Annotated in this window: 1 protein-coding gene; it reads left to right on the top strand. The window is 70.0% G+C overall.

Going from position 1 to position 1,307, the window contains the following annotated elements; genetic code table 11:
* Nucleotides 1-67: 67 nt before the first annotated feature.
* Nucleotides 68-1,307 (top strand): IS66 family transposase (gene tnpC / locus ACFQS1_RS40445; RefSeq protein ID WP_378978374.1); only part of this gene is annotated, 1,240 nt, incomplete at its 3' end.

The raw sequence follows: 1,307 nt of genomic DNA, 5'->3' as shown, positions 1-1,307 counted from the left end.
GTAACTGATCAGGTCGGTCGTTTGGGGCCGGTTTGATCTTGGTGGGGTTGTTGGGCAAGATGTCCGGGTGCCTGACGTGCCGTCCATCGTGGAGTTGCTGGAGCGGCTTGTCGCGTTGGAGAAGGCCGTCGCGGAGCGGGACGCTCGGATCGCGGTGCTGGAGGCGGAGAACGCCGAGTTGCGGCGCCGTCTGGGTCAGTCTCCGCGGAACTCGAACGTGCCGCCCTCGGCGCAGGGGTTGGACAAGCCGGCGCCGAAGTCGTTGCGGGGCCGGTCCGGGCGCCGCTCGGGTGGCCAGGACGGTCACCCGGGTCGCACGTTGCGGCAGGTCGAGATCCCGGACGAGACCGTTGTTCATGAACCGGTCGCGTGCGGGGGGTGCGGCAGCGGGCTCGCCGGCGCGCCAGTCGCGGCGGTAACCCGCCGTCAGGTGTTCGAGATTCCCCCGGTCGCGGCCCGGATCACCGAGCATCAGCTGATCGCCCGTCGTTGTGTTTGTGCGGCGGTGACCTGCGCGGACGCGCCGACCGGGGTGGACGCGCCGGTGCAGTACGGGCCCCGGCTGGCCGCGATCGTGGTGTATCTGCTGGTCGCGCAGTTCGGGGCGCAGAAACGCGTCGCCCAGACCGTCAGCGATCTGTTCGGGGTGCCGATCTCGCAGGGCAGTGTCGCGGCGTTGACCGCCCGCGCCGCTCGCCGGCTCGAGGGTGACTTCCTGACCGCGATCCGCGCCGCGCTGACGGCGGCGCCGCTGGTGCATTTCGACGAGACCGGGTTCCGCGTCGCGGGCCGCCTGCACTGGGTCCACTCCGCGTCGACCGGCAAATACAGCCTGTTCTACGTGCACCCGAAACGCGGCCGGGACGCCATCGACGCCGGCGGGGTCCTGCCCGCTTTCACCGGGATCGCCGTGCACGACGCCTGGGCACCCTACGACTGCTACCCGCAGGCCACCCACGCCCTGTGCTGCGCGCATCTGCTGCGCGAACTGATCGCCGCTGGTGAACTCGACCCAGCTGCGACCTGGGCCGCTCAAGGCATCGACGCCCTGCTGGCCCTTAAGAAGGCTGCGGACACCGCAGTCGCAGCCGGCCTGGACCACATCGATCCCGACATCCTCGCCGCCGGGGTGGCCTCGTTCCGCCACGCCGCCCTGGTCGGGATCAAGTACCACACCGGCCAGAACACCCCGATCGGGAAGAAACTCGCCGCTCTGGCCCGCCGGATGCGTGAACGCATCGACGACTACCTAAGGTTCGCCCACGACCCGCACCACTGCCCGTTCGACAACAATCCGGCCGAACGGG

The sequence above is a fragment of the Paractinoplanes rhizophilus genome (genome assembly GCF_042664765.1).
In the GTDB taxonomy this organism is placed as follows: Bacteria; Actinomycetota; Actinomycetes; order Mycobacteriales; family Micromonosporaceae; genus Actinoplanes; species Actinoplanes rhizophilus.
The sequence above is the reverse complement of the archived record's forward strand: the minus strand, read 5'-3'. Positions and strand labels throughout refer to the sequence as shown.